The sequence below is a fragment of the Candidatus Ornithobacterium hominis genome, from assembly GCF_900538215.1.
GTDB lineage: Bacteria > Bacteroidota > Bacteroidia > Flavobacteriales > Weeksellaceae > Ornithobacterium > Ornithobacterium hominis.
In genome coordinates this window covers 61,523-80,210 of the sequence record NZ_UNSD01000002.1, presented here as the reverse complement: position 1 = coordinate 80,210, position 18,688 = coordinate 61,523, and the positions used below count along the sequence as shown (strand labels likewise).

Below are 18,688 nucleotides of genomic sequence, written 5' to 3'. Positions count from 1 at the left end.
TTATGGGAAAAGCTTGGAGTAGAGTTTTTTTGTTCATTTTCGGATTATATTCTTTATCTAGTTGTGAGCAAGAAGATAAATTAGTGGGAGCTGGAGTATTAGGAAATGGTAATACCGTTTTTGAAGAGCAAGAGATAAATGTAGAAGTTTTTAATCTATTTGAAGATTCCATTCGCTCAGATAGAAAAGCACTCAATAGCAGTGGGGGAGTCAATTTATTATCTGGGGCGGTGGTAGGCGTTTATGATGAGCCTGTTTTTGGGAAAACAAAAAGTGCTTTTTTCGTTCAGCCTAGATTATCTGCTTTAAATCCTAAATTTGGCCAAGACCCACAATTGGATTCTATTGTTTTATCTATCCCTGTCTTAGGTTTTGTGAAAGACACACTAAGTGTAAAAAAAGAGCTTTTAAAGACTACTTATGTAAAAAAAGTTGGTGATGAGTGCCAAAAGGTGACAGATACAATACTCACTTACCGTGAATTCAGAAAATTTGAATTAGATTCAATTTATGGGAACAAAGAAGCAAAAATGACACTACAAGTTCATCAAGTTTCTGAGCCGATGTTGTCGATCGATACAGCTTTTTACAGCAAGAGAAGTTTTAAGACAGGAGATTTGCTTGGCGAAAAAGAAATTGATAAATACGCTTTTACAGAATATGTTTACAATTTAAACCTAAGAGCTAAAGTTGATAGCGCTAGAAAAAACACCATATTACAAGATAGCGTACCTAGCATCAAAGTAAAGTTAACAGGACTGAATAGACTTGTGCAAAATGAGATTTTAAAAAAACCATCTCAATTAAGTAATCAAGCTTATTTTGTGAATAAAATTTTAAAGGGTTTAAAAATTTCGGTAGGAAATGACCAAGGCTTTTTATTAGGAATAAATCCATCTAAAATGCAGTTGAATATTTATTACAACAGGGTAAATGAAGATTTCAAAGATGCAAATCATAATGGAATAGATGACCGAGAAGAAAATTGTGATGTAAAAGTACTACAACCAAGGTTGAATGCTACTTATCAGTTAAGTTTAGGGGGGGCTTACAATGTTCTACAAAGTGAGATTCAAAATGAGAGAGGCAGTATTGATTATACCACTCAGCAGTCTTCTAATCTATATTTAGAAGGTATGGGAGGCTCTTTTGCAAAATTGCATATAGATGATAAGCAACTCTCGGATTTCAAAACGACGGCAGAAAAAAATAAGTGGGCGATTATCGAAGCTTACCTACGCGTCTACCCCAATCATGGCATGCAAAAGAATCTAGCTTTGCCACCATATTTGTATCTATATAATTATACTAAGAAAAGTTTGATAGATGATTATGTAGGAAATAATCGTGCGGGGCAAACACCATTTATTTTTGCGGATATTAGTAGAAAATATAACAATAAAAAAGGCTACTATCAATTGAAAATCACAAGATTGATAAAAAATATTGTGGAAGAAAATGCAACTAATCCAGATTTAGCCATTAATATAGGAAATTACTACAATCCAGGTCAAAGTATTCAATATCAGCCACCCTACTATTGGGCAACCGATCAAGTTCAAAATCCGTATAGATTAATCGCTCATGGAGAAAATTCTAGCGACAAAAGTTTAAAGTTAATCATCAGATATACTAAAAAAAAATCGTAATGCATTAAAGCTAGCTTGGAAAATTTAAATAAGCTACAAGAAATACTAGATTGAGAAAATATTGATTATAAAACAATTAGTCATTAAGCGTTTGATTTATAATTGATTAATCCGATTGTTTCAGTGAAATGGAAGTTAACCTATCTGAAAATCGTATGTTTATAATATTCGAAAACTTAAAAGCAGGGATTTTAGCTAATTTTAGTCAAAATCACAAGACTTAGCATAATTTAAATAGTCCAATAAATTTGAGTCCTAAAGAAACTTAAGCGAGTGAAAAAACAAATCACGTTTGGTAATGCACTAGGAGTTAAATTTTATATCTTTAAGGCTTAATCAATAAAAAACAAAGCGGTGAAAAAGTGGAATTATCTTTTGGTTGGAGTTGGTTTTCTACAATCTTGTTATATTCAAAAAGGTAAAAAACAAGAATCAGTACAAAAGCCAAATTTCCTTATCATCTATACCGATGATGTTGGTTATGGAGATTTAAGCAGCTTCGGAGGTAAGATTCCAACGCCACATTTAGATTTTCTAGCCAATAATGGAGTGAAGCATTTGCGTGCTTATGCGACAGCGGCCACAAGTACACCCTCTCGATTCTCACTATTGACAGGTGAATACGCTTGGCGAAAAAAAGGAAGAGGAGTTGTAGCTGGTGACGCCAAAGCCCTGATTCCAGCAGGAAGGCAAACCGTGGCATCGGTAATGAAAAAAGCAGGTTACCGCACGGCGATCGTCGGGAAATGGCATTTAGGTTTGGGGGGAGGAGATGGCCCGGAATGGAATGCAAACATCAGTAATTCGCCGATGGACATAGGCTTTGATTATAATTTCATTATGCCTTCTACTTCAGACCGTGTACCCATTGTCCTGATGGAAGGACGGCAAATAGTAAATTTAGATCCTAATGACCCTATACAAGTCAGCTACAAACGGAAAATTGGTGATTGGCCAACAGGAAGAGAAAATCCGGAAATGCTAAGATTAAAACCCTCACATGGTCATGATATGACAATTGTCAACGGGATTAGTCGCATCGGGTATCAATACGGTGGCAAGTCAGCTTTATTTAGAGATGAAGATTTAGCCGACCAATTTGTAGAGAAAAGCATTCAATTTATTCAAAAAAATAAAGAAGAATCCTTTTTCTTAATGTTGAATACCAATGATATTCACGTTCCACGCATGCCACACGAGAGATTCCAAGGGAAATCGGGCTACGGATTGCGCGGTGATGCGATTTTATCTTTGGATGAAAGTGTTGGGAGGTTGACTCAATTTCTCAAAGATGAAAATTTACTCAGCAATACCATCATCATCTTTTCTAGCGATAACGGTCCTGTGTTGGATGACGGCTACCAAGACCAAGCAAAAGAATTGCTTGGCGAACACAACCCATGGCAAGGCTTAAGAGGAGGCAAATATAGCTCTTACGAAGCTGGGACACGTGTGCCGATGTTTATCTATTGGCAAAACCATATTCAACCAAAGGTTTCATACAATCTCATCAGTCAAGTGGATTTATTAGCTAATTTAGCAGCTTTCACGCATCAAAATTTCGATGAAAATCAGTCTCCAGATACGCAAAATCAATGGGAAGCTTGGCTGGGGAACAACTCAACGGGGAGAGATTACGTAGTGCAAGAGGCTTTGCGCCTGAATATGAGCCTTACCGATGGACGCTACAAATACATAGAAGCCACAGAGCGACCAGCTAAAGTTGCGTGGGAAACAGGCATTGAGACTGGGCTCTCTAAAGACGAACAACTATATGATTTGAAACTTGACCCGCAAGAGAAAAACAATATTGCTCTAGAAAACCCTGCTTTGGTAGCTAAATTCAAGCAAATTCTAACGGAAGAAAAAGGAGTGAAATAATTAGTGTAAAATTTTTAAGGCTTAAAAAAATATAAAAATCAGTATCTTTGCCTTTATGTTGAAAGAAGCCAAATCGCTGAATCAGTTTTATGTAATTGGAGTAAGTTATGAAAAAGCAGACGTGAAAACCAGAGGGAAGTTTGCTTTTTTTGACCATTTGATCAGTTCATTAGTCATTGAGTCGAACCTAATAGGCATTCAGCATCTGTTTGTGATTTCTACCTGCAACCGTACCGAGATTTACTTTTTTGCAGAAGAACCAGATAAAATGTATGAGGTTTATTGTAAGCAGGTTGAGGGTGATGTAGAAACCTTTAGACAAATTACTTTTCAAAAAAACGGGAAAGATGCATTAGAACATCTTTTCAGAGTTTCATCAGGTTTGGAAAGTCAAATTTTAGGTGATTTTGAAATTTTAGGACAAATTAAAATAGCCTTTAAAAAATTTAAAAAAGCGGGCTCTGCAAATGCTCATTTAGAACGTTTTATCGACACGGCAGTTCGTATAAGCAAACAAATCAAAAATGAAACCAGCCTTAGTGATGGAGCAACCTCGGTTTCTTATGCTGCAGTGCAATACATTATTCACCAATTTCAAAATTTTAAGAATAAAAAAATCACACTTTTCGGGACGGGAAAAATTGGGCGAAATACTTGTGAAAATCTCGTGAAACAAACCCATAATGACCAAATAACGCTCATCAACCGAACTAACGAAAAAGCCGTGAAATTAAGCGATAAGTTGCAAGTCAATCAAGTGAATTATAAGTTTTTAGATAAAATTTTGAATGATTCAGATATCTTTATAGTTTCTACTGGTTCATCAAAACCTGTGATATTCAAAGAAATGATTAGCACAACCAAACCCCTGCTGCTTGTCGATTTGTCGATTCCAGCAAATGTAGATGCCGATGTGAAGGAATTGCCAAATGTCACATTAGTGAATGTAGATGAATTATCACAAACTATAAATCAAACTTTAGAAGACAGGCAAAGCCAAATTCCTAAAGTAGAAACGATTATTCGGCTGAATATGTGGGAGTTTGAAGAATGGCTGGAGAGTAGAAAATTCGTACCCGCGATAGAAGCATTCAGAGAGCGAATGGAGTTTTTGGCTGAATTTGAAAAACGAAAATTAGAGAAAAAAGAGATAGAGATTTCAGAAAAATCGTTAAGTACTAGTTTAATTCAAAAAATGACCAATCAATTTGCCAGCTATGTTATGGATAGTCCTGAAGAAGAAGCCGAGAAAACCATCAATTTATTCAATGAAATTTTTCATTTAGAATTAAAGCAAGAAAGAAAATGAGTCAGGCTAAGAGTGAAAGTCCTAAAAGCAAAAAAATACGTATCGGAACTCGGAAAAGCCCACTAGCACTTTGGCAGGCACAAAAAGCTGAAGAAAAGCTGAAGGAATTTGGGTACGAAACTGAAATTATACCAATTTCTTCAGAAGGAGATTTACGCTTATCTCAGCCAATCTATGAGCTTGGTATAACTGGCGTTTTCACCAAAACTTTAGACATTGCTTTAATCAACCAAGAAGTTGACGTTGCTGTACATAGCTTGAAAGATGTGCCGACACAGTTAGCTGATGGATTACACCTAGCGGCTTGCTTACCTCGTGGGAGCTATCAAGATATTTTAGTCTATAAATCAGAAGATTGGGCTCAAAAAGAAAAAAGAATAATAGCAACGGGAAGTCTTCGCCGAAAAGCTTTTTGGTTGCATCAATTCCCACAAGATGAATTAACAGATTTACGCGGGAATGTGCAACTAAGAATACAGAAGTTATTAGACAATAATTGGGACGGAGCCATTTTTGCCTATGCAGGATTAGAACGTAGCGAAATTTTACAAAGCCTTGAAAAAAAGGCTTTGAAATACCAAGTTCTAGAAGATATGATTTCAGCGCCATCACAAGGAATTGTGGGGATTGTAGCTCGGGAAGATTTGGATTTATCAGCGCTTACACATCAGTCAACGCATCAAGCAGCACTCGCAGAAAGAGCTTTTCTCCGAAGATTAGAAGGAGGATGCACGGCACCCATTGGCGCCTTAGCGAAAGTTAAGGGTAAGGAAATGCATTTTCAAGGAGCAATTTTAAGTTTGGGCGGCGAACAAAAAGTGGAGGTAGAAGAGAAGTTTGAATTTTCAGAAGCTACTCAGGCAGGAACGGAAATGGCAGAAAAGGCATTGGCAAAAGGTGCTGGCGATATCGTAGAGCAAATAAAAAGATATATCTAAACGCGTGCCGAAGATTTTATTAACTAAATTTTATAAGCCTCAGATTTTAAAGCAAAAATTTTCTAAGCCTTTAGAAATTTTTAGTCAAGATTTTATTCAAACGCAAGTCATTCCGTTAGAAGAAATTCAGAAAAAACTCAAACGAGAACAAAAATTTATTGTAACAAGCAAAATAGCAGCCAAGCATATTTTACCTTTATCGCTCTCAGGCACTTTTTACTGCGTCGGGAAAACTTCTGCGCAATTGTTGTCTAATGCGGGACATAGTTTAGTGACGACTCAGCCTGATGCGGAAAGCCTATCGCAGTGGCTACTAAAGAATATAACTACAAAATCGACTATAATTTATTTTTGTAGTGAAATTCGCCAACCAACGATTGCTGAAGCTCTGCAAGAAAGTCACATTCAGCTCAAAGAAATTATAACGTATTATACTTTTAGTCAATCAATTAAATTGAACCAAGATTATGATGCATACGCTTTTTTTAGTCCATCAGGGGTGAAATCTTTTCTGAAAGAAAATAAAATTCCCAAAAAATCGGTTATCTTTGCCATTGGTAAAACTACCGCCCAGACATTAGAAAAAAAAGGAATAACACAAGTTGAGATTCCAAAAGAACCTGATGCAGACAGTTTGTTTAAAAAAATAGAAGAATATTATGGTAATCAAAAATGATTTGTTTTTAAAAGCTTTGAGGGGAGAAGAAGTCTCGCGTCCGCCTGTATGGATGATGCGCCAAGCGGGACGTTATTTACCTGAATTTATAGAGCTTAAAAAGAAATATGATTTTTTTACACGTTGCCAAACGCCAGAGTTAGCGAGTGAAATCACGCTTCAGCCGTTTCATCGATTCCCGATAGATGCAGCCATTCTGTTTTCAGATATTCTAGTTGTGCCACAAGCTTTGGGGTTAAATTTTGAAATGAAACCTGGCGTAGGACCATGGTTAGAAAATCCTGTGAAATCAGCAAAAGATGTAGCAAAACTCAGAGATGGCGATGTGAATGATGAATTACAATACGTTTTTGATGCAATTAATTTGACAAAAAAGGGATTGAATGATGAGATTCCGTTGATTGGTTTTGCTGGTTCCCCTTGGACTATTTTTTGCTATGCCGTTCAAGGTCAGGGTTCTAAAAATTTTGATAAAGCAAAGGCTTTTGCCTTCTCTCAACCCGAAGCGGCACACCAGTTATTGCAAAAAATTACCACCGCCACAATTTATTATTTAAAAGAAAAAGTAGCACAGGGTTGTAATGCAGTTCAGGTTTTTGATAGCTGGGGAGGGATGCTTTCGCCCAAAGATTATCAAGAATTTTCTTACCAATACATCGAGCAAATTGTTAACGAATTATACACTGAGGCACCAGTCGTTATTTTTGGCAAAGGTTGTTGGTTTGCTTTAGAAAAAATGTCACAAAGCAATGCTTCAGCTCTAGGCGTTGACTGGACAATAACGCCACAATTAGCTCGAGAACTCACTGGATTTAAGAAAACTTTACAAGGGAATTTTGACCCAAGCCGATTGTTCTCTTCACCAGAAATCATTGAGCAAATGGTGACCGAAATGATTGATGACTTTGGGGTTTATAAATATGTTGCAAATCTAGGGCATGGTATTCTGCCTAATGTCCCATTAGAAAATGCCCAAGCCTTTATAGAAGCTGTAGTCAATTACAAGAGTAAATCTTGATTTTTTCTAAGGCTTTAGAAAATTTTCAAAAATTTCATCGTCAATATTTTGTGCGTTGTAAACCAGTACTTTCCCGTTTTGGTCTAGCAAGATATAGCGTGGAATCCAATCCAATTTTGCCCAATTGATAAAGGCGTTGGAGGAATCTTTCGCCCAGCCAGTGTTAAAGAAATAATGTTCACCATTGATGTGATGGTTAGCAAAGTGCTTCTGAATACCGTTTTGCCAGTCTTCTGCTGAGTCATCTACCGAGAGGAAAATAAAATTAACATAAGGGTATTTTTTTTGAAAATATTCTACTTTGGGCAAAGACTTCACACAATCTCCACACCAACTTGCCCAAACTTCTAAAACGGTGAAAGAAGCTTGATTTTTGACGATCTCTCCTATCGAGTATTCGTTTTCTTGAGTATCATAAACAACTTGATTTAAAGTTTCAGGATTGAAATTTTCAGGCTCTTGAGCTGATTTTTTTCCGCATCCGCTAAATAAGAAAGGAGCTAAGAGTAAAACCAGCAAGTTTGTATAAAATTTATTTTTCATATATGAAATAAAAATAAGGCTTTAGAAATTGATATACAAAAATTATATTTGTCTTATGCAAAAATACCTCATTGTGGGCTTGGGTAATCCAGGCCAGAAATACGAAAAAACACGTCATAATATTGGCTTTTTGATTTTGAACCGAATGGCTGAAAAAGCCTGTGCGTCTTTTGAAAATGGGAATTTTGGCGAAATTTTGCAGTTTAAATACAAAGCAAGACCCGTTGTTTTACTCAAGCCAAATACCTTTATGAACTTGAGCGGAAACGCTGTTCAATTTTGGTTGAAAAGAGAAAACATCAGCCTAGAGAATTTATTGGTAGTAACGGATGATTTGAACTTGCCCTTCGGAACTTTACGACTGCGAGGGAAGGGCAGCGATGGCGGACACAATGGTTTAAAGCATATTCAGCAAGTCCTGAACACAACAAAATATCCGAAGTTACGCTTTGGAATTGGCGATGAATTTAGCCGAGGACAACAGATAGACTATGTTTTGGGTGAATGGAGTGATGACGAAAATTTAAAATTAAACGAGCGTGTGGAAACCGCTGCTGAAACCTGTTTTAGCTTTATTTTTGCAGGGCTTGCAAATACGATGAATCAATTTAACGGGAAATGAAAATCATAAGCGGTGCGTTGAGTTTTCTTTGGCGAGTTTGGTTTGTACTGATTACCATTCTTTTCACTTTATTTTTTGCTCCTTTTGTTATTTTCCCTCTAAGTTTTCGGGAGAAGGACACCAAATACCTAGCTCAAGCTTTACGTCTTTGGGCACAGTTGATTTTTTACGGTTCAGGTTTGAGCTATCGACTTCATTCGCATGAAAAATTAGATCATAATCAAGCTTATATCATTGTAGCTAATCATACTTCTTTGATGGACATTATGCTAATGCTCATCATTGTAAAGCAACCATTGGTTTTTGTAGGCAAAGCAGAACTCTCTAAACTCCCTATTTTTGGCCCAGTTTATAAAAGAGTGAATATTCCAGTAGACAGGCAGAATGCAGCAAGTCGAGCTTTGGTCTTTAGGAAAGTTTTAGAAAAAATCAAGCAAGGAAAATCCGTGTGCATTTTCCCCGAAGGAGGAGTGCCAAATTCTCAAGTTTTTTTAGACGATTTCAAAGACGGGCCATTTGCATTGAGTGCTATTTTGAAGATTCCCATGGTGGTATTTAGCTTTTGTGGAATGAAGGAACGCTTACCTTATGGCTACTTCACAGGTGGCCCGGGGCGAGTAGAAGTGTTCTTGAGTGAAATTATTCCAGCTGGGAAGTTTGAGAAAAGAGAAATCCCAAAGTACAAAGAATATGTTTATCAACAGATATATCAGCAGCTGAAAATCTGTGAGGAAAATAAAAATTTTTAAAGCCTTTAAAAATTTTTATCTTTACCTTTATGCAGAAAATGTTAGAAAAAGGCGATCAAATTCCTGATGCTGCAGGAATAGACCAAAACGGAAAGGAAATTAGGCTAGAGCAGTTCCGAGGTAAAAAACTAGTGATTTTCTTTTACCCAAAAGCTAGCACGCCAGGTTGCACCAAAGAAGCCTGTAACCTGAATGACTACCGACAAGAATTAGAAAGGTTTGGTTATCAAATAATTGGAGTGAGTGCAGATTCAGTGAAACGACAGAAAAACTTTAGTGATAAATATGAATTTCAGTATCCGCTAATTGCAGATGAAAATAAAGAAATCATTCAAGCTTTTGGTGTTTGGGGGCCAAAAAAATTCATGGGGAAAGAATATGAAGGGATTCACCGTACAACCTTTCTAGTGGATGAAAATGGCATCATAGAAGAAGTTATTAAAAACGTGAAAACTAAGGAACACGCACAGCAAATTTTAAATCAATAATTAAGAAATGGCAGAAAAAGATACCAATTCAGAAAAGAAAAAAGCGCTCCAGCTGGTGCTGGATAAAATGGATAAAACCTATGGCAAAGGAACAGTAATGCGCATGGGTGATGATGCGATAGATGAAAACATAGCGGTGATTCCTTCGGGCTCACTGGGGCTAGATATTGCTTTGGGCGTTGGTGGCTACCCACGTGGAAGAATTATCGAAATTTATGGGCCGGAATCTTCAGGGAAGACAACTTTGACGCTTCACGCAATTGCAGAAGCTCAGAAAGCAGGTGGTATAGCGGCTTTCATCGATGCAGAACATGCTTTTGACCGCTATTATGCACAAAATCTAGGGATTGATGTGGAGAATTTAATTATTTCTCAACCCGATAATGGAGAACAAGCCTTGGAAATTGCTGATAATTTAATCCGTTCGGGAGCAATTGACATCATTGTGATAGACTCGGTGGCGGCATTGACGCCAAAAGCTGAAATCGAAGGTGAAATGGGGGACTCTAAAGTGGGGTTGCAAGCGCGTCTAATGTCACAAGCGCTACGTAAGTTAACTGGTTCTATCAACAAAACAAAATGTACGGCTATTTTCATCAACCAATTGAGAGAAAAAATAGGCGTAATGTTTGGAAGTCCCGAAACGACGACGGGTGGTAATGCATTGAAATTCTATGCATCAGTTCGTTTAGATATTCGTCGTTCAACGCAAATCAAAGATAGCGATAATGAAATTACTGGAAACCAAACACGTGTGAAAGTAGTAAAAAATAAAGTGGCTCCACCGTTCCGTAAGGCAGAATTTGACATTATGTATGGTACAGGAATTTCTAAAAATGGAGAAATTCTTGATATTGGAGTGGATTTGGGTATTATACAAAAAAGTGGTTCATGGTATTCTTACAATGATTCTCGACTAGGGCAAGGGCGAGATGCGGTAAAAGCCATTATTGGTGACAACCCAGAGTTAGCTGAAGAAATCGAAAATAAAATCAAAGAAGAGCTAAAAGAAAAAGATACTGCTCAGAAATAAAAAAATCTAAGCCTTAAAAAAAATGTTGAAAATTAAATAAATCCGTGAAAAATCTCACGGATTTTCTTTTTTATAGAGCAAAATACTATGATTTTATCACCAAAGAAGTCAATTAAAATAATGGCGGCTATATTGATTTTTTACCTGAGTAGAATCAAAATTTCAAAGTTTTTAATGAAAAATGTATTTATCTGAACATTATAAGATAAACTCAAAAATAGTTAAGCTCAATTAGACATGTGAGATGCAACTCTGCAACAAGTTTTCAAAAAAAACACTGACTTTTGTAGTTTTTTTGTTGCAAATAATTTCTTAGTTTTAGAGAAAAAATTTGACTTATGTTTAATCTTGTCATTCCTACCGATTTTTCTCAAGAAAACCGTGAAACTGTTTTTTCTTTTTTAGATATTTTCTTTCAGCACTTACCAAAAGGAGGTGTTACAAAATTAACTCTTCTGAATGCGTATGATACACCGCGGGTTGGGCAGAGTATAATACACAATATGGATGAAAGACTAAGTGAAATAAGCGAAGAGGATTTGAAGAAAGAAGCTAACTTGATCAAAGAGAGGTTTGGTAATGCATCTGATTATCAGATTGAAAAGTGTTCACAAAAAGGTTCATTGCTCAATGTTTTGCATCTTTATGATAAAAAAGATGAGATTGATTTTGTTATTTTGTCTTATAAAGCTGATAACTTCTTTGATAAGGTATTCAGAAACAGTGAATTAAATCCCTCTAATATCGTTAATAGCTTAAAAGAGCCAGTTTTGTTTTTGCCCAAAGGCCAAACGCCGAAGGATATAAAAACAATTTTATTTGGAGTAGATTTAAAGCCATTTGATAATGATAAAGATTTCGAATTATTTTTAAAATTTGCAGAATTTTTTGGAGCTGAAATTAAATTTATACACATCAATACTGGAGCTGAAGGAATGAACGAACAGCTGTTTCATGATACTTTTGACTCCAAACTATCCTCTTTCAGAGGAGAGTACAGCTACGTAGAAATTCAATCCCCTAGAGTTATTGATGGTTATTTGGAATTTACGAAAGAAAACAATCCAGATATGGTTGTTTTGATAGAACGAGAAGACAATTTCTTAAAAAGCTTTTTAGGTGATAGTTTTGCTGATAATTTTTCAAAATCATTTACTTCTCCGCTACTGGTTTTGAGCGAAAAGTATGATAATGAATAAAAAAGCTTAAAAAAAAAGCCATTTTAAAACAGATTGAAATGGCTTCTTTTTTTTTAAAAAATCTACTTATTTGGTATTTTTTCTAAAATATTGAGCAAATATTTCCAAAATTTTTGAGTTGAAGAAATGCTTACCTTCTCATCAGGTGAATGAGCCCCAAGTATCGTCGGGCCAAATGAAATCATATCTAAACCAGGAATTCTCTCACCCAAAATCCCACATTCTAAACCTGCGTGGCAGGCAACAACATTGGGCTTATGACTGAACATCTCAAGGTAAAGATTTTCTAAAAGCTTTAAAATTTCAGAATTAGGATTTGGCTGCCAACCTGGGTAAGAGCCTGACAATTCTGTAGTAAAACCAGCCTTAGAAAAAGCTTCCTCTAGAAGTTGAGAAACTTCATCCTTTGTTGATTCTATGCTGCTGCGCGTCAAATTTTCAATTTCAGCCTTGCCCTCTTTCAGTTCAATTTTAGCAACATTATTAGATGCTTCTACTAGGCCGGGCATGTTTTCGCTCATTTTATAGACACCGTTGTGTAAATTTTTAATAAGGCTTAAAAAATCTTCAGTATCTTTTTCACTCAAAGATTTATCTGGGGCAGTTACTTTTGCATCGATGAGGATTTGAAGTTTAGGGTCAACTTCATTAAACTCCTTTTTGATATCCCAAGCTTTAGCTTCTATAGCTCTCTCTATTTCTGCCACATCTTCATTTTTCACAACAATTTTTGCCCAAGCTTCCCGCGGGATAGCATTTCGTAACCCCCCACCTTCAAACTCAGCAATTCTAAATTTAGATTCCACTGAAGTCAACAAGCGAGCAAGAATTTTATTAGAATTTCCTAAGCCTTTATGAATTTCCATTCCACTGTGGCCACCTTTCAATCCTTTCACGCTAATTTTCATTCCGTAGAAATCATCATCGTCAATGTTCTCTAAATCATAAGTTCGGTGAGCCGTCACATCTACGCCGCCAGCACAGCCAATCCCGATTTCATCATCATCTTCAGTGTCAAGATTAAGAAGAATTTTACCATTGAGTAGACTCCCGTCCAGTTGCTGCGCACCAGTCATTCCCGTTTCTTCATCTATGGTGAAAAGCGCTTCGATTGGCGGATGCTCAATATCTTGAGAAGCCAAAATAGCCATGATGCTTGCAACTCCCAAGCCATTGTCTGCACCCAAAGTTGTGCCCTTTGCCATGACCCAATCGCCATCAACTTCCATTTCAATTCCTTGCGTATCAAAGTCAAAATCGGTGTCATCATTTTTCTGATGAACCATATCCAAATGCGATTGCAGAATCACTGTCTTGCGATTTTCCATTCCCTTAGAAGCTGGTTTTTTGATGATGACGTTGCCTATTTCATCTTCCAAGGTTTCTAGGTTTAATGATTTCCCGAAATCCACCATAAAACGACGGATTTTTTCTTCCTTTTTAGAAGCTCGAGGAACTGCATTCAAGTCAGCAAAAAAATTCCACAAAGCTCTTGGTTTAAGATTTCTAATTTCTTGATTCATATTTTTTAAGCTTTTAAAAAATTAAAATTTCTCTGAATAATATTTATAAAAATAAGGGATGGTTTCAATTCCTTTGAAGAAGTTATCAACCCCAAAATTCTCATTGGGTGAATGAATAACATCAGAATTCAAGCCAAACCCCATGAGGACAGATTTGCTTTCTAAAACTTCTTCAAACAATGCCACAATTGGAATGCTCCCACCCGACCTGTAAGGCAAAGCCTCTTTGCTAAAAGTCGTTGTCATGGCTTCTTTTGCTGCCAAATACCCTGGGCTTGTAACAGGCAAAACATAAGGTTGGCCGCCGTGAAGGATTTGGCAATTTACACGCACAGAATTAGGCGCTATTTTCTCAAAATAAGATTTAAATAATTTTGAGATTTTTTCTGAATTTTGATGAGGAACCAAACGCATTGAGATTTTTGCAAAAGCCTTAGAGGGGATCACCGTTTTAGCTCCCTCGCCAGTGTACCCGCCCCAAATGCCGTTCACATCTAGCGTCGGGCGAATAGAAGTTCGTTCGTTGGTAGAAAAACCTTTTTCACCTTGAATATCTTTGATGCCAATTGCTTTTTTATACTTTTCTAAATCAAATGGAATTTTAGCCATTTCTCGCCTTTCTTGCTCTGTCAATTCTTCTACATCATCATAAAATCCTGGGATATTGATATGCCCGTTATCATCTATCAAGCCAGAAATCATATCGCTTAAGACATTGATGGGGTTGGGGACAGCACCACCATAGATGCCGCTATGCATATCTCGGTTAGCACCTTCCACTTCTATCTCTACGTAACTCAGCCCTCTCAAGCCTACACAAATAGACGGGATATCCTTCCCGGCTAATGTAGTATCAGAGATTAGAATAATATCATTTTCTAATTTCTCTTTATTTTCTTTGATGAAAGAACCTAAATGCTCTGAGCCGATTTCTTCTTCACCTTCGATCATGAATTTCACATTACAGGGTAAGGAGTCATTTTCTATCATAGCTTCGATGGCTTTCACGTGCATGAAAAACTGCCCTTTGTCATCAGAAGCTCCACGAGCAAAGATAGCTCCATTGGGGTGAATCTCCGTCTCTTTAATGACGGGCTTAAAAGGCTCTGAATCCCAAAGTTCGAGCGGGTCTGGAGGTTGAACGTCGTAGTGGCCATAGACTAAAACAGTAGGTAAATTTTTGTCAATGATTTTATCGCCATACACAATCGGATGCCCTTCTGTAGAGCAAATTTCAACATTTTCTAGCCCCGCTTGTATTAAGAATTTTTTGGTCAAATCTGCTGTTTTCAGCATATCATCTTTATAGCGAGAGTCTGCGCTGATGCTCGAAATCTTTAATAATTCAAATAATTCGTCTAGAAAACGCTGTTGATGCTCTTTGATATACGTATTTACTTTATCCATAAATTTGAAATTAAACCTTTAAAGGCAATAAATTTAAAATCTTTTGAGCATAAATTAAGAATTTTTAAAGGCTTAAAAAAATTTTGTTTGAAAAGTCTGAATTTTAATTCAAATTTAAAAGCCTATTTAAATTTTATGATTTGAATTTCTTTTATTTCTTAAATTTACCTCTGCATGCCAAAAAAGTTTGTAAAAAAACAATTTTTCCGAAACAATTCTTTGAAGAGTTGGCTAGGTTTTTCTATGATATTTTTATTCTTTGCATTCATATTATATGCATCTCATTATGTGGTCAATACGCTAAGGGCAGATGAGAAAAAAAAGGTAGAAAACATCAAAAATGCACTGGAATTGCTGAGTTCAGAAAAGGTGATTTCAGACCAATCACGTGCTTTTGCGCTGAAGATTACCCAAGACAATACGTCGATTCCGTTGATTTTGATTGATGAAAAGGGAGAGTTTTCTTTTCAGAAAAATTTAGATCAAGAGGAAGAAAATTTGAGAAATAACCCAAAATATTTAGCCCAAAAAATTAAAAGCATGGCAGAATATCATCAGCCACTGGATGTTAATTTGCCTTTTGGTACTCAAAAAATTTATTACGAAAAATCATTTTTACTATCTAAACTTCAGTCATATCCTTATTTGCTGATTTCCATTCTATTGGTATTCATGCTTTTTAGCATTTGGTACTTTAGCACGGTAGAGGCTCAGAAGAGAAACTTTCTCTGGGCAGGAATGGCAAAGGAGACTGCCCACCAGATTGGCACGCCACTATCATCTTTGCTAGGCTGGATTGAATTGCTCAAATTAGAAAGTTTAAAGGAAAAATCCATCCTCATTGAAATGCAAAAAGACGTCCACCGATTGAATTTAATCTCAGAACGCTTTTCTAAAATTGGTTCAGCACCTGAGCTGAAAAAGCAAGATTTAGTGAAAGTCTGCGAGGAAATATTTAGATACCTGAAGCAAAGGATTTCTAGCAAAGTAGCGTTTACTTTTTCCCATTCATCTTCGGTTATATATGCTGATATAAATGCAGAACTTTTGGGCTGGGTCATAGAGAATCTGGTGAAAAATGCGGTAGATGCCATGAAAAATGAAGGTGAACTTAAATTAATCTTGAAAGAGCAGGAAGATAAAGTCAGAATTTTAATTCAAGATAATGGCCCAGGAATTCCACAGCAGAATAGAAAAAATGTATTCAAACCTGGTTTCACAACCAAAAAGAGAGGTTGGGGTTTGGGCTTATCTTTAGCTAAAAGAATAGTGGAAGATTACCACAGAGGGCAAATTTTTGTTTTGGAAAGTGACAAAAATGGAACGACATTCCAGGTTTTACTTCCCAAAGTAAAAAATTAATTTTCAAACAGGTATTTTCATCTTTTAAATGATTTGCTTTTAATTTTGTAAAATTTAAACAAAGGCTAAAAAAATCAGAAGAAAATTCTTTTTACCCTTGGAGAAATAGACGTCAGAATTTCATATGGAATGGTGTTTGCGCTAGTAGCCATTTCTTGGAAAGTGGGTTTTTTGCCAAAGAGAGTCGCGACCTCACCCACTTGGCAATCAATCTCTGAGACGTCAACCATGAGCATATCCATGCAAATAAGCCCGACGATGGGCGCTAGTTTACCGTTGATTTTGACACTGAAGTTCCCATTGCTCAGATTTCGTGGAACTCCGTCGGCATAGCCAATAGATAGTGTGGCAATTCGGCTTTTGCGTTTTGCAATAAAACTTCGACCATAGCTGACGGATTCACCTTTTTCCACATGATGAATTTGTGAGATATAGGTTTTGAGCGAAGCTACAACTTCAAGTTCTTTCTGATGCAGAGGCTCATTGGAGTAGCCGTATAATCCGATACCGATGCGCACCATATCGAGATGAGCTTCTGGGAAGTTGGTGGTGCCCGAGGAGTTGGCAATATGCAATAGTGGGCGGTAACTCAATCTTTTGACTAAAAGCTCAGTGGTTTCTTTGAAAACATTAATTTGATGTTGAGTAAACGCTTTGTCGCTCAAGTTATCGCTCTCAGCAAAATGAGAGAAAATACTTTGCACCTTCAGCTGAGGGAATTTTTTTAAAAGCTTTAAAATTTCAGAAGTATCGTTTGGTGAAAAGCCAACGCGATTCATCCCCGTATTGATTTCTAGATGAATGGAATACGCTGAGAGGGAAGGGGAAATATTTATCTTCTCTCCAAGTTTTTCTAGCTTTTCAAGGCTGAAGATTGTAGGTTCTGCCTTGTATTTGATAAGCTGAGCATAGCAATCTTGGTCGGCATTCATCACCATGATGGGTGTTTGGATGCCTTTTTTCCTTAATTTTATGACTTCAACGGGATATGCAACACCGAGATAATCCACACCAAGCTCGTTTAAAATCTGAGCGACTTTCACTGCGCCAAGCCCGTAAGCGTTGGCTTTCACCATTGCCATGATTTTGGTGCTGGGGGAGACTAGCGACTTTAAATAAATAAAATTATTTTTCAAGGCTTTAGAATTGATTTCCAAAACCGCATGATGTTTCAGGCGCTTAGACATTATGGGATAATCTTTTGATTTTTGTTTAAAATTTGATGGACTCGGTCAGAATAATATTTAGAATCAAAACTCAAAGTATCTTTGTAAGTGTAAGCGGTGGAAATCATAGTATTGAGATTAATTTCCTGATAACCAGGTACTCGGTCGTTATTATTTTCTAGCAACATCAAAGTAGAATCATTTTTGAAAAAAGCATCTTCTACCCAAAAACTTGGCCCGTAAAACAGAATTCGATGAGCTTTTTTTTGATTTAAATCGACTAATACAATTTCTTGGTCGGTATTGTAATCGACTTTTCCATTATCAGAAAAACGAAGCAAGTAGCTGTCTATATCTACATATTTGCTAGAATCAGCATTATAAGTTAAAAAAGCTTGATATCTTTGGTCAAATTTTGATGAAAAAGAAGGAATTGCAGTCGCAGGTTGATTGAATACTTTAAAAGTATCAACTTTTTGGAAATTTTCTAGCTTAAAGTCAGCTTCTTTAGATTTATAGTAGTCAACCCATTTTTCTAACCGCTCTTGTGGACTGGGAAATTCACTATAAGTATTCGGCGGAGGTGGAATTTCTAAAGAAGTGGAATCAATTGAAGTTTCATTGATTTTTTTATCTTTCTTCTCACACGAAAAAAATAATATAAGGCTTAGAAAAAATAAAATAAATTTCGACATTTTTGTTTTGATTGTTTTTCTAAGACGAAAGTACTAAACTTCTGCAATTACAAGAAAATTATTCTCATTAAATTTTAACACCAAGTCAGAATACTTTTGAGTAATTCACTGAGAAAAGAGAGACGGAAAATTTAGTTTTAAGAACTATTTTAGAAGAAAAGAAGATATAACAAATAATATTACCGTTAACATTAATTAATATTATTGAATTGTGGGCAGAAATGAATGCTTAGTTTTTTTTATAAAAATAGCGTTCACAAGTTATGTATTGTCTACCCGTTTAATTAACTTTTCTTTTTTTAATCACGATAAAATTATGCGTTTAATTTTTAGACATAGCGTAAAAAATGTAATCTAAAAATGAATAAATTTATTAAAAAAAATAATACCTTTGCCTTTTGTTTAAAGAAAATCATTTCAAACAAAAGAT

General features: G+C 36.2%; 17 protein-coding genes. 12 read left to right on the top strand and 5 right to left on the bottom strand.

The window, feature by feature from the left end:
• Positions 1 to 2: 2 nt before the first annotated feature.
• The 6 genes from D5J18_RS00610 (at position 3) to hemE (ending at position 7,471) form a co-directional block, all read left to right on the top strand.
• Positions 3 to 1,649, top strand: coding sequence for a DUF4270 family protein (locus D5J18_RS00610; protein WP_119057088.1), 1,647 nt, complete (start codon positions 3 to 5; stop codon positions 1,647 to 1,649).
• Positions 1,650 to 2,003: 354 nt separating this feature from the next.
• A complete protein-coding gene (locus D5J18_RS00605; protein ID WP_119057087.1) occupies positions 2,004 to 3,530 on the top strand; it encodes a sulfatase-like hydrolase/transferase in 1,527 nt (508 codons plus the stop codon).
• Between the two features lie 55 nt (positions 3,531 to 3,585).
• On the top strand, positions 3,586 to 4,839 hold the full coding sequence (gene hemA, locus D5J18_RS00600; protein WP_119057086.1) for a glutamyl-tRNA reductase: 1,254 nt from the start codon (positions 3,586 to 3,588) through the stop codon (positions 4,837 to 4,839).
• Positions 4,836 to 5,777 carry a hydroxymethylbilane synthase gene (gene hemC, locus D5J18_RS00595; RefSeq protein WP_119057085.1) on the top strand — a complete coding sequence of 314 codons (942 nt, stop codon included), beginning with the start codon at positions 4,836 to 4,838 and terminating at the stop codon, positions 5,775 to 5,777. The genes hemA and hemC overlap by 4 nt, the downstream gene beginning before the upstream one ends.
• A 4-nt stretch (positions 5,778 to 5,781) precedes the next feature.
• Positions 5,782 to 6,453 (top strand): uroporphyrinogen-III synthase, encoded by a 672-nt coding sequence (locus tag D5J18_RS00590; protein ID WP_165844933.1) that lies wholly within the window; start codon positions 5,782 to 5,784, stop codon positions 6,451 to 6,453.
• Complete coding sequence (hemE, locus tag D5J18_RS00585) at positions 6,437 to 7,471, top strand: uroporphyrinogen decarboxylase (RefSeq protein WP_119057083.1); 1,035 nt, start codon at positions 6,437 to 6,439, stop codon at positions 7,469 to 7,471. Before D5J18_RS00590 ends, hemE begins: the two co-directional genes overlap by 17 nt.
• A 6-nt stretch (positions 7,472 to 7,477) precedes the next feature.
• On the opposite strand, the gene D5J18_RS00580 is transcribed toward hemE, so the two are convergent.
• Positions 7,478 to 8,014, bottom strand: a complete 537-nt coding sequence (locus D5J18_RS00580) for a TlpA family protein disulfide reductase (protein WP_119057082.1) — start codon at positions 8,012 to 8,014, stop codon at positions 7,478 to 7,480.
• Between the two features lie 55 nt (positions 8,015 to 8,069).
• Between D5J18_RS00580 and pth the strand changes: the two genes are divergently transcribed.
• The 5 genes from pth (at position 8,070) to D5J18_RS00555 (ending at position 12,105) form a co-directional block, all read left to right on the top strand.
• Positions 8,070 to 8,636 carry an aminoacyl-tRNA hydrolase gene (gene pth, locus D5J18_RS00575; RefSeq protein WP_119057081.1) on the top strand — a complete coding sequence of 189 codons (567 nt, stop codon included), beginning with the start codon at positions 8,070 to 8,072 and terminating at the stop codon, positions 8,634 to 8,636.
• Positions 8,633 to 9,385 (top strand): lysophospholipid acyltransferase family protein, encoded by a 753-nt coding sequence (locus D5J18_RS00570; protein WP_119057080.1) that lies wholly within the window; start codon positions 8,633 to 8,635, stop codon positions 9,383 to 9,385. The genes pth and D5J18_RS00570 overlap by 4 nt, the downstream gene beginning before the upstream one ends.
• Before the next feature lie 29 nt (positions 9,386 to 9,414).
• A complete protein-coding gene (bcp, locus tag D5J18_RS00565) occupies positions 9,415 to 9,873 on the top strand; it encodes a thioredoxin-dependent thiol peroxidase (protein WP_260377138.1) in 459 nt (152 codons plus the stop codon).
• Between the two features lie 7 nt (positions 9,874 to 9,880).
• Positions 9,881 to 10,906 (top strand): recombinase RecA, encoded by a 1,026-nt coding sequence (gene recA, locus D5J18_RS00560; protein WP_119057079.1) that lies wholly within the window; start codon positions 9,881 to 9,883, stop codon positions 10,904 to 10,906.
• A gap of 338 nt (positions 10,907 to 11,244) precedes the next feature.
• Positions 11,245 to 12,105, top strand: coding sequence for a putative universal stress family protein (locus D5J18_RS00555; protein ID WP_119057078.1), 861 nt, complete (start codon positions 11,245 to 11,247; stop codon positions 12,103 to 12,105).
• 62 nt (positions 12,106 to 12,167) lie between these two features.
• Here the strand turns inward: D5J18_RS00555 and D5J18_RS00550 are convergent, their stop codons facing one another.
• Both D5J18_RS00550 and D5J18_RS00545 read right to left on the bottom strand, forming a co-directional pair.
• Entirely contained in the window at positions 12,168 to 13,628 is a 1,461-nt protein-coding gene (locus D5J18_RS00550; protein ID WP_119057077.1) for an aminoacyl-histidine dipeptidase, read from the bottom strand.
• 21 nt (positions 13,629 to 13,649) lie between these two features.
• Positions 13,650 to 15,035, bottom strand: a complete 1,386-nt coding sequence (locus D5J18_RS00545) for a dipeptidase (RefSeq protein WP_119057076.1) — start codon at positions 15,033 to 15,035, stop codon at positions 13,650 to 13,652.
• Positions 15,036 to 15,209: 174 nt separating this feature from the next.
• Here D5J18_RS00545 and D5J18_RS00540 point away from each other — a divergent pair, with 174 nt between their 5' ends.
• Entirely contained in the window at positions 15,210 to 16,397 is a 1,188-nt protein-coding gene (locus D5J18_RS00540; RefSeq protein ID WP_119057075.1) for a sensor histidine kinase, read from the top strand.
• A gap of 74 nt (positions 16,398 to 16,471) precedes the next feature.
• Here D5J18_RS00540 and alr read toward each other — a convergent pair whose 3' ends face one another.
• Positions 16,472 to 17,584 carry an alanine racemase gene (gene alr, locus D5J18_RS00535; RefSeq protein WP_119057074.1) on the bottom strand — a complete coding sequence of 371 codons (1,113 nt, stop codon included), beginning with the start codon at positions 17,582 to 17,584 and terminating at the stop codon, positions 16,472 to 16,474.
• On the bottom strand, positions 17,584 to 18,258 hold the full coding sequence (locus tag D5J18_RS00530) for a hypothetical protein (RefSeq protein WP_119057073.1): 675 nt from the start codon (positions 18,256 to 18,258) through the stop codon (positions 17,584 to 17,586). Before D5J18_RS00530 ends, alr begins: the two co-directional genes overlap by 1 nt.
• Positions 18,259 to 18,688: the final 430 nt, after the last annotated feature.